The organism is Devosia sp., assembly GCF_028290645.1.
Taxonomy (GTDB): domain Bacteria; phylum Pseudomonadota; class Alphaproteobacteria; order Rhizobiales; family Devosiaceae; genus Devosia_A.
The window spans coordinates 1-17,426 of sequence record NZ_JAQGJL010000285.1; the positions used below are offsets into that span (position 1 = coordinate 1).

Genomic DNA, 17,426 nt, shown 5'->3' on the forward strand with positions numbered 1-17,426 from the left:
GCTTGGTGGCCGTCACGTCCGTTACTGCACCAACGAACTCGATGCTCGATGCGCCGGTTACCGCGCGTGCGACCGCATGGACGTGCTTCACAGTGCCATCCGGCAGCAGCAGCCGGTGCTTGACTTCGAATCCCGTCATATTGCGGGCTGCGCGCTCTACCGCGTTCCGCACGTAGCGCACGTCGTCCGGATGTGTGTTCCGGTACACGATGTCGAGGGTCGGATGCACCGCCGGATCGAGCTGGAAGATGCGGTAGGTTTCCTCCGACCAGACGATATCGCCGGTCGAGAAATTCAGCCCGAAGCTGCCGGTGTGGCTCAGGTTCTGCGCTTCCGTAAGATAGGCCTCGCTGCGGGTCAGGGCTTCCTCGGCGTGCTTGCGCTCCGTGATGTCGTTGTTGGTCTCGAGAATGGCTACCGGATTGCCGCTATCGTCCCGTTGCAGCGACCAGCGGCTTGCGACCACCAGCCGCCGCCCGCGGCGCGTCGTGTGAACGACTTCGCCCTCCCAGCGTCCGGTGCGAAGTAACTCGGCATTGATGGCCTCGAGCGGTTGCTGAAACACCGTCTGCATCAATTCGTGGGAAGTCCTTCCGAGCGCCTCGGCCCCGCTCCATTCGTATAAATTCTCGGCGCCGCTGTTCCAGTAGGTGATGCGGTCCTTCATATCCCGCGCGAAGATCGTGTCGTGGGTGAGGTCGAGAAGGCGGGCCCGGTCCTCCGCCGTGGCAGTGGCGGTCCGGTTCTTCTGGGCGAGAAACGATACGGCAATAATCGCAGCAAGGCTGACGAGGAGTCGCACCAAGGCATCGCTCGGGGGTTCCGCCGCGTGTTGCCACAGGTAGCTCATGATGGCGATGGCGACGCATCCGACCGACACAAGCAACACGCCGCGCGACCGCAGAAAACTCACCGACAGCAGCACCACGATGACGTAGAGCGAGGCCACCGCGTCGGTCAGGGGGGTAAAGGTGTCGGCGACGAAGATCGCTGCCGCCACCAGCCCGGTAAAAACCGGGATCGCGGACGAGCCAACCGATGCCAGCGCCGACCTTTCCGGGACCATCGCCTAGGCGCTCCCTTCCGTATCCTGTGCCGAGCCAAAGTATACTACCGCCTCGCCCCGGTGGCGAGCAGCACCCCGGCCAGTAACCTCGAGCCGCCTCATGCGGCACCTCCCTTGACCCCGAGGTCCGACGTGCCGGCGACCTCGGAGCGCTTTGGGAAGAACCGGGCGCGGAGCGACTTGCCCAGTGTGCCAACCCGGTCGAGCTCCACGAAGATCACCGGCGTGATGAACAGCGTCAGCAACTGCGAGAACACCAGGCCGCCCACGACGACGATGCCGAGTGGCTGCCGGAGTTCGGCGCTCGCACCGGTCCCCAGCGCGATCGGCAACGCGCCGAAGATCGCGCACAGCGTCGTCATCATGATCGGGCGAAACCGCCGCGTCGCCGCCTGTCGAATGGCGTCTGCCGCGGCGAGGTTCTCTTCCCGCTTCAGAACCAGCGCGACATCGACCATCATGATCCCATTCTTCATGACGATGCCGATCAGCATGAAGATGCCGATGATGGCGATGACCGAGAGCTGCGTCCCGGTGATGACCAGCGCGAGCAGCGCGCCGAGGGCTGCGGCAGGCAGGCCGGACAGGATGGTCAGCGGCTGGATGAAGCTTTCGTACAGCACGCCCAGAACGATGAAGATGGCGAGGACTGCGGCGCCGATCAGCATCGGCTGGCTGGCCATCGTGGTGGCGAACACCTGCGCCGCGCCGTTGTAGGTGGTGAACACGCTGGAGGGCAGGCCGATCTCCGTCTTGATCTGGTCGATCCGGGCAAAGACCTGGCCGAGGCCCACGCCGTTCGGCACGTTGAACGAGATGTTGGAGGAAACGAACTGCCCCGTCTGGTTGACCGCGACGGCCCCGATCCCATTGCTGACGGTGGCCACGCTGGAGAGCGGAACCTGCGTTCCCGAACTCGTCGGCACCATGACGGTCGAGAGCAACTGGCCGGCGTCGGGCAGGGTAGGATCATTCTCGAGATAGACGTTCGTGCTGTTCCCGGCGGTCTGGATCGTGGTCACGATCACCGAGCCGAAGCCCGCCTGAATGGCCGTCAGGATATCCGTCGTCGTGACATCGAGTGCCGCGCTGGCGTCGCGGTTGACGACCACGTTGGCCTCGAGCGCCGTGGTCTGGGCGTCCGGCGTCACCTGCGCGAAATTCTGCGTGTCGGCGGTCATCGCCTGCAGGATGCGGTTGGTCCACAGCGGCAGCACGCTCGGGTCGAGCGCCTCGACCACGAGCTGGTAGGTTCCCGAACCCGTATTGCCAAGGCGCAGGCTCTGGACCGGCAGGATGGTCGCCGTTATTCCCGGCACCCTCGCGAGCGCTGCCCGAAGCTGGGCGAGGGTCTGCGCCATTGGCGGGCGGGTGTTCTTCGGCGTCAGCTGGATCGAGAGCTGGCCGGTATTGAGCGAGTTGTTGGAAACCTGCGACGCCACATGCGCCACCGCGGGGTTGGCGCGCACTGCGGCCAGCGCTTCCGCCTGGAGGCTCGCCATCACCTGATAGGACGCATCCGTCCGCGCCGTCAGGTTGATCTGTACTTGGCCGGTATCTTCCTGCGGCAGGAAGGTCGTCGGAATCTGCCCCATCAGCCAGCCAGACGCGACCACCGATCCGAGGAAGATCAGCACGATCAGCCATTTGTGCCTCAGGCACCAGCCGATGCTGCGATCGTAGCCCCCGAGAATCCGGCGAAACGCCCCGTCGAACAGGCCGGCCGGGCTCCTCTTCGATGGCGGCTTGAGCGATGAGCCGGGCAGCCGCGCGGCCATCATCGGCGTCACCGTCAGCGAGACCAGCGCGGACAGCGCGATGGAGAGCGATACGACCACGCCGAACTCGTTGAACAGCCGGCCGACCACGCCGCCCATCAGCAGGATGGGGATGAACACCGCGATCAGGGAGAGCGACATGGACACGATGGTCCCGGCGACCTCGCGGCTGCCGATCAGCGCCGCCTCCATCGGGCGCTTGCCCTCCTCGATATGGCGGATGACGTTTTCGACCACGACGATGGCGTCATCGACCACCAGCCCGACCGACAGCGTGATGGCGAGGAGCGACAGGTTGTCGATGCTGAAGCCCAGGACGTACATGCCCGAGAGCGCGCCGATCAGCGACAGCGGAATGGCCACCGCCGGCACGAGCGTGGTGACCGCATGGCCGAGGAACAGGTAGATCACCATAATCACCAGCGCCAGCGTCACCATGAGGCTCGTCTCCACGTCCGCCACCGCGGCACGAATGGAAAGCGAAGAGTCGTTCATGAAGCTGAGCGTGGTGGAACTCGGCAGCTGTGCCTGCAGCTGCGGCATCTGCGCCTTGATCGCGTCGATGACCTGGACGGTGTTAGCGTTCGGCTGCGCGATCACCGCAATGATAGTGGCGGGCTGCCCGTCATAGGAGCTGGAGGTCTGGACGTTGTCGACGCTGTTGATGACCCTCGCCACGTCGCTGAGATAGACCGGGTTGCCATCGACCAACGCCACGACCAGGGAATTGAACTGCTCGACGTTCGCCAGTTGCGCCGTCGAATTGATGAGGATCGACTGGGTCGCCGTATTGATCGATCCCAGCGGCGTCTGGTTGGTAGCCTGCGCGACGGCCGTCGCCACCTGCAGCATGGTGAGATTTCGGGCAGCCATCTTGGCGGGATCCACCTGAATCCGGATCGCGAAGGTCTTGGCGCCCCCGATCAGCACCTCCGCCACCCCGTTGATGGCCGACAGATTGGGCACGATCACGTTCTGCGCCAGCCCGCCGAGGTCCGTCTGGGACAGCGACGGGCTCTGCAGCGCGATCAAGAGGATCGGCGCGGCCGACGGATTGGCCTTCCTGTAGGTGGGCGCGGTGGTCGCCAGCGGGAGCCGGCGGACGACGCTGGCGAGCCCCTCCTGCACGTTGTTCGCCGCCACGTCGATATTGACGCTGAGGTCGAACTGCATCGTGATGGTCGTCGTGCCCGCCGTGCTGGTGGCGGTGATGGACGTCACCCCGGGGATGGTGTTCAGCGCCTTGATCAGCGGCGTGGTCACCGAGATCGCCATGGTCTGGGGCGAGGCGCCGGGCAGCGTGTCGGTCACCGTGATCGTCGGGTAGTCCACCTGCGGCAGGGCGCTGACCGGGAGCTGCAGATAGGAAAAGATACCTGCCAGAACCATCCCGAGCGCCAGCAGCGTAGTCGCCACCGGACGCCCGATGAAGATCGCCGAGAGGTTCATGGTGCACTCGCGGCAGGCGCCGGTGTGCCCGTCGCCGGCGGCGCAGGTGTGGGGAGTGCCGGTGCGGCTGCGGCTGGGGCCGCCGATGTGGCCGGTATGGCCGGGGAGGCGGTTGCCGGCGCGCCGGTGGCAGGAGCACCAGCGGCGGGTGATGCCGGCACACCTGCGGCGGGAACTGGCGACGGAGCCGGAGCTGATGGCGCCGGTGTGCCCATGGCGGAAGTACCCGTCGCAGGAGTCCCGGGCGTACCCATGGCGGCCGTCGCGACGGGGACCGGGGTCGGTGGGGCCGGGCTCTCGGCCACCCTCATGCCCTGGGTCAATCGAATCTGGCCTTCCGTGACGACGTGTTCGCCGGCCTGGAGACCGGCCGTGATCCCGGTCTGTTGCCCCACGCTGAGACCCGGCGTGACGGTGCGGACATCGATGGTCTTGGCGGGCGTCACGACATACACCAGAAAGCCCGAGCCGGAGGCCTGGACCGCCTGGTTCGGCACCAGCACGAGGGGGCCGGTGGGTCCGAGCCCGACGGTGATGGAGACCGATTCCCCCGGCCACAGCACAAGGGCATCGTTGGCCAGCGTCGCTCGCGCGTTGAAGGTGCCCGAGGCCACGTCGATGGTGCTGTCGACGAAATCGATCTTTCCCGTCACCGCCGCCGTGGTGGAGGTTGTCGAGACTGCGTTGATGGATTCGGTGTTGTTCCGGATCGCGGTCTGCAGCGGCTGCAAGTCACCCTGCGGCAGGGAGAAGGTCGCCAGCAGCGGATTCATCTGGGTGAGCGTGACGATCGGCGTTGCGGGCTGGACGAGGGCGCCGACGGCAACCTGGAATGCCCCCAGCCTGCCGTCGAACGGGGCCCGGATCTGCGTATTGTCGAGCAGCACCTGATCGGACGCCAACGTCGCCTGCCCGACCACCAGCGTCGCGTCGGCGATCTTGGCGGCCGCCTCGGCATCATCATAGGTTTGAACTGTACCCGAACCCTCGTCGGCGAGCTTCTTCATCCGGACGGCATAGACATCCGCCTGGTTCTTCGAAGCCTGGTCGAGCAGAATCTGGGCCTTGTCACGCTCAACCGCCGCCTGGGCGATCCGGGGATCGAGCGTGGCGATGAGGTCCCCCTTCTTCACCTCTGCTCCCTGTACGCCGACCAGTTGACTGACCGTGCCGGCCACGGTCGTCGTCAGGCTGACCGAGGCCGGTGACAAGATCCAGCCGACGGTCTGGCGCGTCACCGGGAGCGTGCCGGCCACGGCGACCGCCGTGACCACGGTTCGCCCGGGCGCCTGCGCGCCCGGCCTGCCGGCCGCTGGTGTAGCCGCCCCAGCTGCGCCTCCTGCGGCGGCAGCGGCAGGCGAGGCCGAGAACCAGCTCAGCCCGGTGAGTTGCGAGAGCGGGACACGTTCCACATACGCCAGCCCGAGCGCCGCAACGCCCACCACAACAACACCAACCGTTCGCAGTCGCAGTCGCATACGCAATGCTCCTAGGCGGAACAGAAAAAATGGGCCGATGACCGCTTGTCATCGGCCCAAGTGTCAGACGAGCGCCCACGGGAGGGGCAGGGCGGTCGTCACAATCGAGGCTAGGGGGGCCGTCGATCGGATGGCGGAGCAACGAACAATGAGGGGGATCGCTCGAACTCGAACGAAGGTCACCGTCCATCGCAGCCAAGCGACAGACTACTGAGTTCTGTCGGGGCTGCTCGTTCCCGATTGTCGCGTAGGGGGCAGAATTGCGGCTTACGCGTCCGATTGAGACCGCGGAGTTCCCGGGGCGGGCAGCGCCTGTTCAGCCGGCGTGGTCGCCGGTGCAGAGGCTGTGGTCGGCCAGCGCCTCGATGATGCGGCAGTCGCAGATGTGGCCGTGGCCGCACTCGGCGATCATGCGGCTCAATTCGCCCTTGAGGGCCTCTAGGCTGGCGATCCGCCGTTCGATCTCGGCAAGGTGGTTCCGGGCGATGCTGTCGGCCTGGTGGCAGGACGCCTGCGGCTCCGCCGTCATCGTCAGCAACTGGCGGATGTCGTCGACCTCGAAGCCGAGCTCGCGGGCGTGGCGAATGAAGTTCAGCCGGTCGACCTCGGCCTTGCCGTAGCGACGTTGGTTCCCCTCGGTGCGCGGCGGCGCCGACAGCAGCCCGATCTGCTCGTAGAACCGGATGGTGGGGACTTTCACCGCGGTTCGTTTCGCCAGCTCGCCGATCGGGAGATTCATCAAATCGCCTCTTGATCCTCTAGTGACTAGAGGTTTTAGCATGGCCACAACTTGAATGAAAGGACTGCGCGTGGCCGAGGCAACGAGGACGAAATACCGTGTCGGCGGCATGGATTGCGCGGCGTGCGCCACCAAGATCGAGAACGCCGTCGGCCGCATCTCGGGCGTCGAGGAAGTGGGCGCGTCGTTCACCGCCGGCACCATGAACGTCGTCCAAGCCGATGTGCCGTTCATCGCCATCGAAAGGGCGGTCAGGAACCTCGGATACACCCTCGCTCCCGCTGACGCGCCGCCGGCCGTCCCGCACCACCACGATGACCACGGCCACGATCACGCCAAAGGCGAGCAGCACGCCGATCTCGGCGAGGACCCCTGGTGGGCGACGAGGAAGGCGAAGCTGACGCTGGCCTCTGGCGTGGCGCTGGCTCTCGCCTACATCGCCGGGCTCGTCGTCCCCGCCATCGGTCACTGGGCCTTCCTGGTGGCGCTGCTCGTCGGTCTCGTCCCCGTCGGGCGACGCGCGCTTGCCGGGGCCCTGTCGGGCACGTCGTTCTCGATCGACACGCTGATGACCATTGCCGCCGTCGGCGCCGTTATCATCGGCGCCACCGAGGAGGCCGCGATCGTCGTGCTGTTGTTTCTCGTCGGCGAACTGCTCGAAGGCGTTGCGGCGGGCCGCGCCCGGGCCAGCATCCGCGGGCTCACCCACCTGGTCCCAAAAACCGCGCTACTCGAGGAGAACGGCCAGACCCGCGAAATGCCGGCGGCAATGCTGGCGATCGGCGCCACCATCATGGTGCGCCCCGGTGACCGGATCCCCGCCGATGGCGTGATCATCGAGGGGTCGAGCGCCATCGACGAATCCCCGGTCACCGGCGAAAGCGTGCCGAAGCGGAAGACCACCGGCGACACCGTGTTCGCCGGTACTATCAACACCGATGCGGTGCTGCGGATCAGAGTGACCGCCACGGCCGCCGACAACACCATCGCGCTGGTGATCAGGCTGGTCGAGGAGGCGCAGGCGCGCAAGGCGCCGACCGAGCGCTTCATCGACCGCATCGCCAGGACCTACACGCCGGGCGTGCTGGTTGCCGGCGCACTCGTCGCGATCGTCCCGCCGCTGCTGTTCGGACAGCCATGGGGGGATTGGATCTACAAAGGGCTGGCAGTGCTGCTGATCGGTTGCCCCTGTGCACTGGTGATCTCCACGCCGGCAGCGATTGCCGCGGGGCTGTCGGCCGGCGCACGGCGTGGTCTGCTGCTGAAGGGCGGCGCCGTGCTCGAGGTCCTGCGCAAGGTTACTACCGTCGCCTTCGACAAGACCGGCACCCTCACCGCCGGCAGGCCGGTGGTCACCGATATCGTCGCCATCGGCCGCAGCGAGAAGCAGGTCCTTTCCCTCGCGGCGGCGCTCGAATCCGGCTCGTCCCACCCGCTGGCCGTTGCCATCGTGAACCGCGCCAGGGCCGATAAGGCGTCGATCCCGCCCGCGTTCGGCGTCAAAGCCCTGGCCGGCAAGGGCGTTGTCGGCAAGGTGGGGGGCGAGGCGGCGTTCCTCGCATCGCCGCAGGCGGCGGAGGAAGGGACCACGATGACCGCGGATCAGCAGGCCCGGATCGCAGCGTTCAACGACGAGGGCAAGACCGTCTCGGTGCTGCTCGCCGACGGCCGGGTCGTCGGCCTGTTCGCCATCCGCGACGAGCCCCGGCCCGATGCCGCCAAAGCCATCGAGAGCCTCGCGCACCGAGGCATCGCCACCCTAATGCTCACCGGCGACAACCGGCGCACCGCAGCGGCCATCGCCCGCAACCTCGGCATCGAGGCGCGTGCCGGACTATTGCCCGAGGACAAGCTGCGAATCGTCCGCGAATTGCAGGCCAGGGGCGAGGTCGTGGCCAAGGTTGGCGACGGCATCAACGACACTCCGGCGCTGGCCGCCGCCGACATCGGCATCGCCATGGGCGGCGGCACCGACGTGGCGCTCGAAACCGCCGACGCGGCGGTGCTGCATGGCCGGGTCGCCGACATCCCAGACATGATCGACCTGTCGAGGACAGTCATGGGCAACATCGCCCAGAACCTCACCATCGCGCTAGGCCTGAAGGCCGTATTCCTCGTGACCACGATCATCGGCCTCACCGGCCTCTGGCCCGCCATTCTCGCCGACACCGGCGCCACCGTCCTGGTCACCGCCAACGCCATGCGGCTTTTGGGGTGGAAAGGCCGGTGAGGGGCATTGCCGAAGCATGTGCTGGTGGGAGAAGTTGGCGCGCCCAAGGGGAATCGAACCCCTGTTCCCGCCGTGAGAGGGAGACAACCTAGTCCATTGTCGTTCGCTGCCATTCGCCGACGTTCGCGAAGAGGCCCGGATTGCCTTGTGTTCGTTCGCTGTTGTTCGCTGGAGCCCGCGTGATATATATTCGACGGATATTTCACGCAATTGGGAGATCGCGATGGGCAGGGCCCTCCACGAGGCAAAGCTAACAACTGTGAACGCACGGAAGTTGCTCGAACCCGGACTGTTCTGGCGGGGGTTAGATACGGAAGTTCACCTCGGCTACAGGAAGGGCAAGCGGGGCGGAGTCTGGTTGGTGCGTTGGCGTCACGGATCAGGCTACCGACGGGCTCCAATCGGAACGGCCGATGACATCCGGAAAGAGGACACTCTTTCCTATGAACAGGCGAAGACTGCGGCGATAGCGTATGTCGAGGACCAACGGGGCGCCACGGCGGCGGCCGCCCTAACCGGCGAGGCGATAACAGTCCGCCAGGCGATCGAACAGTACGTCGGGTTGCGTGACGAAAGGGACACCAAGCGCGCCGGGCGGTCTGTGCGTTCGGACGCCAGCCAGAGGCTCGGTCGATACATCCTCGGAACCGGCAAGCGAGGCGAACGGATCGAGGCCGCAGTTCTGTGCGACGTCCAACTCTATTCGCTCAAGAAGCACCATCTCGCGGCTTGGCTCCGGGGATTGCCACGTGATTTGAGCCACGCCACGCTGGAGCGACTGGTCAACGATGCCAGAGCCGCCCTGAATCGTGCATATGCCGACGGTGGCGGAACTCTCCCGGCCGGACTTCCCGAGATCATAGCCAAGGGCCTGTCCCTACCGGAGGCCGACGAAGCGGAAGAGCAGGCGCGCGAAGATCAGGTACTGACCGACCAGCAGCTTCGCGAAGTGCTCAAAGCGGCGAAAATCGTGGACGAGCGAAACGGCTGGGACGGTGACCTACACCGGCTTCTAGCCGTGCTGGCCGCAACGGGTGCTCGTTTGTCTCAGGTGGCCAGGATACGGGTGCGGGATTTCCAGCCCGACAAGACGAGGCTTTTCGTTCCCGTTGCCCGCAAGGGTAGGGGCCATATGGGCAAGCTTACGCATACACCCGTTGCTCTTGGCGCGGACGTAGTTTCCATCCTCGAGCCCGTGGTAAAGGGTCGCCCTGCCGCCGCCCTTCTTCTAGAGCGCTGGCGCCATGTCCAAAAACCTGGCGGCATTGAATGGAAACGGGCGGGTAGGGGGCCGTGGCAGGCCAGCAGTGAGCTCAGCCGCGACTGGAAGGAGATCAGGACCATGGTCGGATTGCCGGCGATTGTACCATACTCGCTTCGGCACACCTCGATTGTGCGCGGCATCCGCGCCGGCCTGCCGCTCAAACATGTCGCCGATTTGCACAATACCAGCGTGGCAATGATCGAACGGCATTACGGAAGATGGCTCGCATCGGACCTCGAAGATCTGGCAGCGAGGGCCGTGATTCCGCTGTTGTAGTTCGCTTGCGTTCGCAACGTTGACAAGCGAACGCCGGTTCACCATCTAGCCATCATTGCGATGACCGCGCGCCAAAGCGGTAGTCCCCTTGTTTCGGGGCACAGGTGGCACAGCCACCGGCGTAGCCGGGGTTACCCGGGCGCCTTCTCCAATTCAGAGTCGCGTTGCGCCTCGTGGAGAATTTCCAGCCTTGCACAAACACGCGTATTCCATTGATGAACTGCTTCAGGTTCATCCGGGCGGCAAAACCGCGCTTTACGAAGAGATCGACACCGGCCGCCTCGTGGCCCGTAAGATTGGTCGATCGACCGTCATCCTTGAAACAGACTACGTCGAGTACCTCGCGGCCCTTCCCCGATTGGTGCCAAAGGCCAAACGAGTGGAGGTGTCCGCATGACCCGGCTGTCCGATACGCTCACCACCGTCGAAGCCGCTCAGGCACATCTTGACGCCCTGCGCGACCGCCAGCAGCGCGCCCTAGACGGCATGGCCCGCGCCGTCCATCCCGCCGTGCTATCCGCCGCTGAACACCTACTTGAGGTGGCCAAGGCCAAAGCCGCAGCGGAGGCGCAAGCATGACGGAGCGGACCGAAGAAATGGCAAAGCACTTGATGCGCACCGCCGGCGCACTCCATCGTGCCGGCAAGCTGAACAAAGCCACGTTCGCCGACGACCTCACGGCATCACTGCGCACCCGCTGGCCTGACATCCAAATGCGCGAGATCGAGGCGGCCGCGATCAAGTTCATGCAGCTTGCCGACGACTTGGAGAAGCTGAAGCCGGCCAACGATCGGGGGCGCCGGCATTGAGCGATCTGGCCTGGATGAAAACCTACATCGGCGACGAGGCGGCGATGACTGGCCACCTCACCGCCGAGGAGTTTGGTGCTTATGAGCGTTTGCGGCGGCACTACTGGCAGCTTCGGACGCTTCCCGGCGATCACGGCACGCTCGCTCGCATCACTCATGTGGAGCCCGACCGATGGCTGGAGGTTTGGGCATCGATCGGGCCACTGATGGATATGGATAAGCTTGACGAGCAGCGGACAGAGGCGGCCCAACAGCGCGAGCGCAAGGTTCTTGCTGGGCAGAGGGGTGCCCAAAAGCGTTGGGGCAACCGGACGACGAATGGCAGTGCCAATGGTTCTGCCAATGGCTCCGCCATAGCACAACCAATAGCAGCGCCATTGCCCAACCAATGGCCACCAGCACCAGCAACAGACTCTGCTGGTGATAAAGGAGCACTACCCACACGCACACACACGCGCGAAGACCCCCTGATCGTCGCTCCCGAGACTGAGGCTGAGGGGCTTTCCTTCCTGCAGGAGCGGAGGGCGTTTCCCGGGGATATCCCCCAATTGCTCCCTAGGCTGATGCGCGGCGAGCTCCGCCAGTCTGAAGTCTAGATCTGCGACTCAAGGCTAAAAGTACGCATTTCGTCCCTTTCGCCGACCGACATGCTATGCGGGCCGGCCGGCGATTTCGACTCTGCATCAACGTGATAGCCGCCGAACCTGAATCGATGCGCGAGGGACATTTCCCCGGAATTGGGGTAAGCCCCCGCCGGGGGAGCATCCCCGGCCCGAACGCGGACACCGCTCGGGATGCAAATATTTTTGGCGACGATATCCGTTGCCCAGCAAGACACCTTGGCTAGTGGGCGGCCGAATACAGAAATACCATCCCTTGATTGCGTGTCGTCCGAGTCATACAACTAGCCAACGGTCGAAATCCGCCAAAAATCCAGCCCGCCCGGGAAACCGGCGCGGGTTTTTTCATACTCAGCATCCGGTGACCGCATGGCTTTTTGGAACCGCAAAGCCGCGCCAGCGGTGCGGGAGCAGTCGCACGTCTACGCCATTCACGCCGGCGAAGTGCGTGCCATCACCGATATCTCAAACCTCGATGATCTGCTGACAGGCTACACCGTCAACGGCGTCCCGGTGGGATCCGAGGCGGCGCTGACTTACCCGGCCTCTGCCGCCTGCATTCGGCTAATCAGCACGTTGTGCGCCGCCGTCCCGCTCCACGTCTATCGCCGCACCGGTGATGATAGCCGCGAGCGCATGCGGGAGCACGTCGCAGAGAATCTGCTCAACGGCTTCGCTTCGCCGTGGAAGCCCAGCGACGAGATGGTGCGTGAGATGACAGTCACCGCCCAGTTGCAGGGCGAAGCGTTCGCCAAGGTTGTGCGCGTCCGTGGCGAGGCTCGCGAGCTTCACCCGATCAGCGCCACCGTCGAGTGCGACCGAGATACGGGCGAGCCGCGTTACCGCGTGACCCGCGCGAACGGGTTGCAGGAGGTGTTGCGCTACCCGGACGTGCTGCACCTAAAGAGCCCGACCGGTTCGGCTCCTGCCCAGAAGGCGGCCTCAGCGATCAATCTCGGGCTGCTGCTTCAGAAGTCGGCGGTCGATCTGTTCAAGAACGGGGGCCGACCAAGTGCATTGTTGATTTTCAAGAAGGCCGTCGATCCCGACACCGCCCGGGCAGTTCGTGCCGCGTGGGACGAGATGACCGCAGACGAGGATTTGGCAGGCGGCCCGGCCGTTTTGGGCCACGATGTCAGCTATGTGCCGTTGACGTTGAGTTCGACCGACGCAGAGCACCTTTCCAATCGGAAGATGCAAATCCTCGAGGTGGCCAGGCACTGGGGCGTGAGTCCCACGTTGCTCGCCGAGCTTGCCGACGCGAGCCTGAACAACTCCGAGGCCCTTGGACGGCAGTTTGTGACTTTCACCCTGTCGCCGTGGCTCGACGCCTGGCGGGGCGCCATCACTCGCGCGCTGATCGCTCCGGAAGCGCGGGCCGATATCTACGCCGAGCACGAGACCGCCGCATTGCAGGCGGCCGATTTCAAGGCCACCGCCGAGGCGCTGAAGTTCCTTGTTGCAGGGCCGATCATGACGCCTAACGACGCCCGCGGGAAACTCAACATGCCGGCCACCGATGACGGCAATGCCCTCTATCCGGTGCAAGGCGCTGCGCCGGTAGCGGCGCCCCCGACCCCCTAAACGAGGCGACACATGCCCGACATGCATCAGCGAGCGCTTGCGCCCGCCCAGGTCCGCTTTGCCCTCGATTCCGAGGCAGGCACCTTCACCGGCTACGCCGCCGTATTCAATGACCTGGTGCCCAGCTACAACGAACGCGTGCTGCCCGGTGCCTTCACTCGCACCCTGGCCGAACGCGCCGCCCGCGGTGACACGCTGGCTATTCTGTGGGCGCACGATCCCCGCGAAGTCATCGGCGTCGCCACCTCGCTCAGGGAGGACGCCTACGGCCTCCGTGTTGAGGGCCGGCTCATCCTCGATATCGACCGCGCCCGCGAGGCGCACACGCTAATTCGGGAAGGCGTCGACAGCCTCTCCATCGGGTTTTACCCTGTCAAATGGACCCGAAATGATCAGGGCGAATACCTGATCGAAGACGCTGAATTGGTCGAATTTTCAGTCGTCTACGCCGGCGCATCCCCCCGCGCCAAAATCACCGAAATCCGGCAAATTGGAGACCCCACAATGCCAGACCCGATCGCGCCGGAGACCCCGGCGCCAATCCCGGCTGTGCCGGATATGACTGCCATCGAAGCCCGTATGGCTGAGATGCAAACTCGTCTCGACGAATTCGAGATTCGTTCGCAGCGCCCCGGCCCGCAGCCGCGCGAAGACGAACAGCGCGAGATGCGTGCGCTCGCTTCGTTCCTCCGCACCGGCAACGAAGCCGAGATGCGCGCCGCGGCGACGGACTCCGGCCCGGATGGCGGCTGGCTCGTGCTCCCGACCGTCGATACCCGCATTCGCGACGTCGTTCGCGATATCAGCCCGATGCGCGGGCTCGCCGAAGTCGTCAGCACCTCGAGCGGCACCTATGAGCGCTTTTATTCTGTCGGCAACTCCGGGGCGACCTGGGTCAGCGAACGCGAAAGCCGCCCTCAGGATACCAACCGGCCGGCGCTCAAGAAGCACTCGTTTGGCGTTGCCGAGCTCTACGCCTGCCCGGCCGCCACCCGTCACCAACTCGAAGACGCCGCCGTCGACATTTCCGCTTGGCTGATCAACTCGGCGTCCGTCGATTTCTCCATCGCAGAGGGCGAAGCATTCCTTGATGGCGATGGCGTCGACGGCTCGCCGCGCGGGCTGCTGACCTATGACTTCTCCAGCGCGGCGGACTTCAGTCGCGATTGGGGCGCGTGGCAGTACATCGAGTGCAACAGCAATCCGCTGGTGACGCCCCTCGGCGATGCGCTGGTGACGCTCATGATGTCACTGCGCACCCCGTATCGTGCGAACGCTCGTTGGCTCATGTCGCGCGACACAGCCTTGAAGGTCCGCCAGCTCAAAGACGAGAACGGGCGCTTCTTGTGGGCGCCCGTCGGCAACCTGGTTGAAGGCGAGCAGGGGACGTTGCTGGGTTTCCCGGTCAGCTATGACGATGGGATGCCGGCGATGGATACCGGCGATTCCCCATTCGAGTCGTCCTACCCCATCGCCTTCGGCGACTTCCGCCAGGGCTACGTCGTCGTCGACCGTCATGGCATCCGCGTCGAGCGCGATGCCATCACCACCAAGGGCCAGGTCCGCTTCGACACGTACAAACGCGTAGGTGGCGGCGCCGGCGATTTCAACGCCATCAAGTTCATCAAGACCGTGGAGGCCTGACCATGCGCGACACACACTCCGTCAATGACACCGTGCAGGCCATCGTGCCGGCGGTGAAGTCCGCGACCGCTGCGGGAGCCACTATCGATACCCGCGGCTTCGCCTCCCTGTTGTTCGCTATCGAGACCGGCGCCATTGTCGGCGCCGGAAACGTCACGGCGAAATTGCAGGAGTCCGACACGACCACCGACGTCGACTTTACCGACGTCGCGGCGGCCAACCAGATCGGGACACTCCCCGGCGCCTTGGCGGCGGACTCGAGCTATCGCGTCGGCTATCGCGGCTCCAAGCGCTATGCCCGCCTGTACCTCACGAAGAACAGCGGCACGTCGATCGCCGTCGGCGCGTCTGCAATCTTGGGCCACCCCGCCTTCGCGCCGGTACCCTAACCCAGTTCGGCGCCGCCAAACTTTGGCGAGCTAGGCGGAGCCGATATCGGCGGGGAGCACCGGGGTTGTCGACCCGATGCGATTTCGCCCTGCCATAGCCGCCGGGCGTGCTCATGCGCCCGGCGGCCCCCATGACCGGACACAGCTCCAATGCCCTCCTTACCGCCGAAACTGTGCGCCACCTGCCGCGAGATCACAGCGGCCGGGCAAATGTGCTCTTGCCGCCTCAAAGCCAAGGCCGAATGGGAAGCCCGCCGCGGATCGGCTTCCTCAAGAGGCTATGACAGTGCATGGCGGATGCACCGATCCAGGTACTTGGCGCAGCACCCTGACTGCATGCATCCTGGTTGCCGAGACCGCGCCAACGAAGTGCATCACCTCCTCAGCGTCCGCACCTATCCGCACCTCAGGCTTGAGTGGTCCAATTTTCTTGGGCTGTGCAAGCGCCACCATTCGATGATCACGGCGACCACGCAGGGGTTTGCTCGACCACGCTAGAAGGCCGAGCCTTGAGGTCTGCAACGTTATCGGGATGAACCCGCGTGTACTCGGGAGCAAAGGCGCCCATGTAGACCTGAAGACGGGCCGCCGTTGAGTTTGCGGCTACCGCCACGGCGCACGTCGCCGCCAACTCGGCCATCGCGTCCGAAACCCTTCCGCCCTCCACCGCTTCTTTGATCAACTTAGCCAGTTCGCCAAGGCCGTCCCTGGTGGCAATGGCCGCATGGTATTCAGCAGTGAGCAATGCTCCCTGCACCGTATCACCTCTCGCCGTGAGCATTTCGCCGGCACGTCGGGCTGCTTCATGCACTCCGATGACTTGGTCGGTGCCCGGAACACGATACCGGTAATGTGTGATCACCTCGGCTGCGGTGGCTACCATTGGACACCCCCCAATGAGAAAATACGTCGCCTACTAGAACCGCGGATCCATACGAGTCGGCGGTTGGCTAAAGCCCACCTTGTCCGCTTCTTCGAGTTGCGTCCAAGCTGTTTGCAGCGCCTTGAGAGCAGCGTGCCAAGTCCTCAGTATGTCGCCCATCTGGCTCTCGGTAGGCCACTTTGAGAGGTCTATATTGGCCTTGTGATCGAAACGTCTCCCAGACTCGATCTGGTCATTGATGCCAAACTTCCATCCCACAAAGGATGGAAACGCGCTGAAGTAAAACTGTTCGGAAACGGTCTTAACGAGAGCCATCATCTCCTTTGCATTCTTCTCAGCGGACATATGGGCCCGCAGCGCCTGTTGGTAGTGTTCGACTGATGTTCCCAATTCTTCGCCCCTGATTCACCGGTCTACTCTGACGAGGCAGGCGGGGGGTGGTCAAGACAATAGCAGGCTCGCCGGGAGACCGCGGCCCCCACAACTAAACACAGCCTGGAACCGGAGAAACTGAAAAATGGTTGATCCATTGACGCCGGAGGCCACCGTCTGGGCCTGGCTCCGCCTCGATCTGGTCGATAGCGGCGGCTCTCCAACTGCCCTTGAGCCCGTCGACGCCGACACGGTGCGCGCATTGATCGTCGCCGCCGAAGTTCGGCTTGAAACCTTCATCGGCACGACGCTGGCCGAGATCCTCTACGAGTCTGACGAGATTCCGGAACCGCTTACCCGCGCGATCCTCCTCGACGTTTCGAACCACTATTTCAGCCGGCTCAATCCCGAGTTGCCCGACGCCTATTTCGAGGCCATAGCACCCTGGCGGGCTTGGTCATTCGGTGCCTAACGTTCTCAAGGTTCAGGGCCTCGAAGCGCTGAACCGCAAGCTGGCCCGCATGCCGGCCGCCGCGAAGACCCAAATCCGCGCCGCGCTCGATTCCTCCGCCGACGAAATGGTGAGCATGGCTCGCACCTTGGCGCCGGTCCTAGAAGGCGACTTGAAGAACTCGATCGAGAAGATCGACGGTAGTCACGAACTCCAGATCCTCGTGCGCGCGGGCGGCGGTGCAGCGGGCTTGGCGTACATCGCCGAATATGGCCACGGCAAAGCGGCTCCCCGCCCGTTTTTCTGGCCGGCGTACAGGTCCTTGCGCAAGCGCATCCGTAGCCGCCTGACGCGGGCGATCAACAAAGCGGCGAAGGGGGCAGCGAAATGACCA

The 17,426-nt window shown here is 64.7% G+C and carries 17 protein-coding genes; 11 read left to right on the top strand and 6 right to left on the bottom strand.

The genetic code is table 11. The features are described from left to right. The 4 genes from JWQ89_RS15325 to JWQ89_RS15340 form a co-directional block, all read right to left on the bottom strand. A partial coding sequence (locus tag JWQ89_RS15325; protein WP_299642376.1) for a PAS domain S-box protein occupies positions 1-1,066 on the bottom strand: 1,066 nt, incomplete at its 3' end. 98 nt (positions 1,067-1,164) lie between these two features. Next, positions 1,165-4,293, bottom strand: a complete 3,129-nt coding sequence (locus JWQ89_RS15330) for an efflux RND transporter permease subunit (protein WP_299642378.1) — start codon at positions 4,291-4,293, stop codon at positions 1,165-1,167. Then, complete coding sequence (locus JWQ89_RS15335; RefSeq protein WP_299642379.1) at positions 4,290-5,771, bottom strand: efflux RND transporter periplasmic adaptor subunit; 1,482 nt, start codon at positions 5,769-5,771, stop codon at positions 4,290-4,292. Before JWQ89_RS15335 ends, JWQ89_RS15330 begins: the two co-directional genes overlap by 4 nt. Positions 5,772-6,087: 316 nt before the next feature. Next, positions 6,088-6,510, bottom strand: coding sequence for a helix-turn-helix domain-containing protein (locus tag JWQ89_RS15340; protein WP_299642381.1), 423 nt, complete (start codon positions 6,508-6,510; stop codon positions 6,088-6,090). Between the two features lie 55 nt (positions 6,511-6,565). Here JWQ89_RS15340 and JWQ89_RS15345 point away from each other — a divergent pair, with 55 nt between their 5' ends. The 9 genes from JWQ89_RS15345 (at position 6,566) to JWQ89_RS15385 (ending at position 15,326) form a co-directional block, all read left to right on the top strand. After that, on the top strand, positions 6,566-8,740 hold the full coding sequence (locus tag JWQ89_RS15345; RefSeq protein WP_299642383.1) for a heavy metal translocating P-type ATPase: 2,175 nt from the start codon (positions 6,566-6,568) through the stop codon (positions 8,738-8,740). Positions 8,741-8,963: 223 nt separating this feature from the next. Beyond that, a complete protein-coding gene (locus JWQ89_RS15350) occupies positions 8,964-10,280 on the top strand; it encodes a tyrosine-type recombinase/integrase (protein WP_299642385.1) in 1,317 nt (438 codons plus the stop codon). Between the two features lie 190 nt (positions 10,281-10,470). After that, positions 10,471-10,677 (top strand): DNA-binding protein, encoded by a 207-nt coding sequence (locus tag JWQ89_RS15355; protein WP_299642386.1) that lies wholly within the window; start codon positions 10,471-10,473, stop codon positions 10,675-10,677. After that, the gene (locus JWQ89_RS15360) at positions 10,674-10,859 is read left to right on the top strand and encodes a hypothetical protein (RefSeq protein WP_299642387.1); all 186 of its coding nucleotides are present in this window, start codon (positions 10,674-10,676) and stop codon (positions 10,857-10,859) included. The genes JWQ89_RS15355 and JWQ89_RS15360 overlap by 4 nt, the downstream gene beginning before the upstream one ends. Beyond that, positions 10,856-11,089, top strand: a complete 234-nt coding sequence (locus JWQ89_RS15365; protein WP_299642389.1) for a hypothetical protein — start codon at positions 10,856-10,858, stop codon at positions 11,087-11,089. Before JWQ89_RS15360 ends, JWQ89_RS15365 begins: the two co-directional genes overlap by 4 nt. Next, positions 11,086-11,685 (top strand): DUF1376 domain-containing protein, encoded by a 600-nt coding sequence (locus tag JWQ89_RS15370; RefSeq protein ID WP_299642390.1) that lies wholly within the window; start codon positions 11,086-11,088, stop codon positions 11,683-11,685. The genes JWQ89_RS15365 and JWQ89_RS15370 overlap by 4 nt, the downstream gene beginning before the upstream one ends. A 393-nt stretch (positions 11,686-12,078) precedes the next feature. Continuing rightward, on the top strand, positions 12,079-13,293 hold the full coding sequence (locus JWQ89_RS15375) for a phage portal protein (protein ID WP_299642391.1): 1,215 nt from the start codon (positions 12,079-12,081) through the stop codon (positions 13,291-13,293). 12 nt (positions 13,294-13,305) lie between these two features. Then, entirely contained in the window at positions 13,306-14,937 is a 1,632-nt protein-coding gene (locus JWQ89_RS15380) for a phage major capsid protein (RefSeq protein ID WP_299642393.1), read from the top strand. A 2-nt stretch (positions 14,938-14,939) separates the two neighbouring features. Continuing rightward, on the top strand, positions 14,940-15,326 hold the full coding sequence (locus JWQ89_RS15385) for a hypothetical protein (RefSeq protein ID WP_299642394.1): 387 nt from the start codon (positions 14,940-14,942) through the stop codon (positions 15,324-15,326). A gap of 460 nt (positions 15,327-15,786) precedes the next feature. Here JWQ89_RS15385 and JWQ89_RS15390 read toward each other — a convergent pair whose 3' ends face one another. Together JWQ89_RS15390 and JWQ89_RS15395 are read right to left on the bottom strand one after the other, a co-directional pair. Then, a complete protein-coding gene (locus JWQ89_RS15390) occupies positions 15,787-16,209 on the bottom strand; it encodes a hypothetical protein (protein ID WP_299642395.1) in 423 nt (140 codons plus the stop codon). A 33-nt stretch (positions 16,210-16,242) separates the two neighbouring features. Continuing rightward, positions 16,243-16,599 (bottom strand): hypothetical protein, encoded by a 357-nt coding sequence (locus tag JWQ89_RS15395; protein WP_299642396.1) that lies wholly within the window; start codon positions 16,597-16,599, stop codon positions 16,243-16,245. A gap of 127 nt (positions 16,600-16,726) precedes the next feature. Between JWQ89_RS15395 and JWQ89_RS15400 the strand changes: the two genes are divergently transcribed. Then, the gene (locus tag JWQ89_RS15400) at positions 16,727-17,053 is read left to right on the top strand and encodes a head-tail connector protein (RefSeq protein ID WP_299642397.1); all 327 of its coding nucleotides are present in this window, start codon (positions 16,727-16,729) and stop codon (positions 17,051-17,053) included. Continuing rightward, entirely contained in the window at positions 17,046-17,423 is a 378-nt protein-coding gene (locus tag JWQ89_RS15405; RefSeq protein ID WP_299642399.1) for an HK97 gp10 family phage protein, read from the top strand. Before JWQ89_RS15400 ends, JWQ89_RS15405 begins: the two co-directional genes overlap by 8 nt. Positions 17,424-17,426: the final 3 nt, after the last annotated feature.

What these genes read in the sequence shown, in the direction of transcription:
- JWQ89_RS15345 (WP_299642383.1), top strand. Translation starts at nt 6,566, where the DNA reads ATGAAAGGACTGCGCGTGGCCGAGGCAACGAGGACGAAATACCGTGTC.
- JWQ89_RS15335 (WP_299642379.1), bottom strand. Translation starts at nt 5,771, where the DNA reads ATGCGACTGCGACTGCGAACGGTTGGTGTTGTTGTGGTGGGCGTTGCG.
- JWQ89_RS15390 (WP_299642395.1), bottom strand. Translation starts at nt 16,209, where the DNA reads ATGGTAGCCACCGCAGCCGAGGTGATCACACATTACCGGTATCGTGTT.
- JWQ89_RS15375 (WP_299642391.1), top strand. Translation starts at nt 12,079, where the DNA reads ATGGCTTTTTGGAACCGCAAAGCCGCGCCAGCGGTGCGGGAGCAGTCG.
- JWQ89_RS15360 (WP_299642387.1), top strand. Translation starts at nt 10,674, where the DNA reads ATGACCCGGCTGTCCGATACGCTCACCACCGTCGAAGCCGCTCAGGCA.
- JWQ89_RS15380 (WP_299642393.1), top strand. Translation starts at nt 13,306, where the DNA reads ATGCCCGACATGCATCAGCGAGCGCTTGCGCCCGCCCAGGTCCGCTTT.
- JWQ89_RS15400 (WP_299642397.1), top strand. Translation starts at nt 16,727, where the DNA reads ATGGTTGATCCATTGACGCCGGAGGCCACCGTCTGGGCCTGGCTCCGC.
- JWQ89_RS15365 (WP_299642389.1), top strand. Translation starts at nt 10,856, where the DNA reads ATGACGGAGCGGACCGAAGAAATGGCAAAGCACTTGATGCGCACCGCC.
- JWQ89_RS15340 (WP_299642381.1), bottom strand. Translation starts at nt 6,510, where the DNA reads ATGAATCTCCCGATCGGCGAGCTGGCGAAACGAACCGCGGTGAAAGTC.
- JWQ89_RS15385 (WP_299642394.1), top strand. Translation starts at nt 14,940, where the DNA reads ATGCGCGACACACACTCCGTCAATGACACCGTGCAGGCCATCGTGCCG.
- JWQ89_RS15330 (WP_299642378.1), bottom strand. Translation starts at nt 4,293, where the DNA reads ATGAACCTCTCGGCGATCTTCATCGGGCGTCCGGTGGCGACTACGCTG.
- JWQ89_RS15350 (WP_299642385.1), top strand. Translation starts at nt 8,964, where the DNA reads ATGGGCAGGGCCCTCCACGAGGCAAAGCTAACAACTGTGAACGCACGG.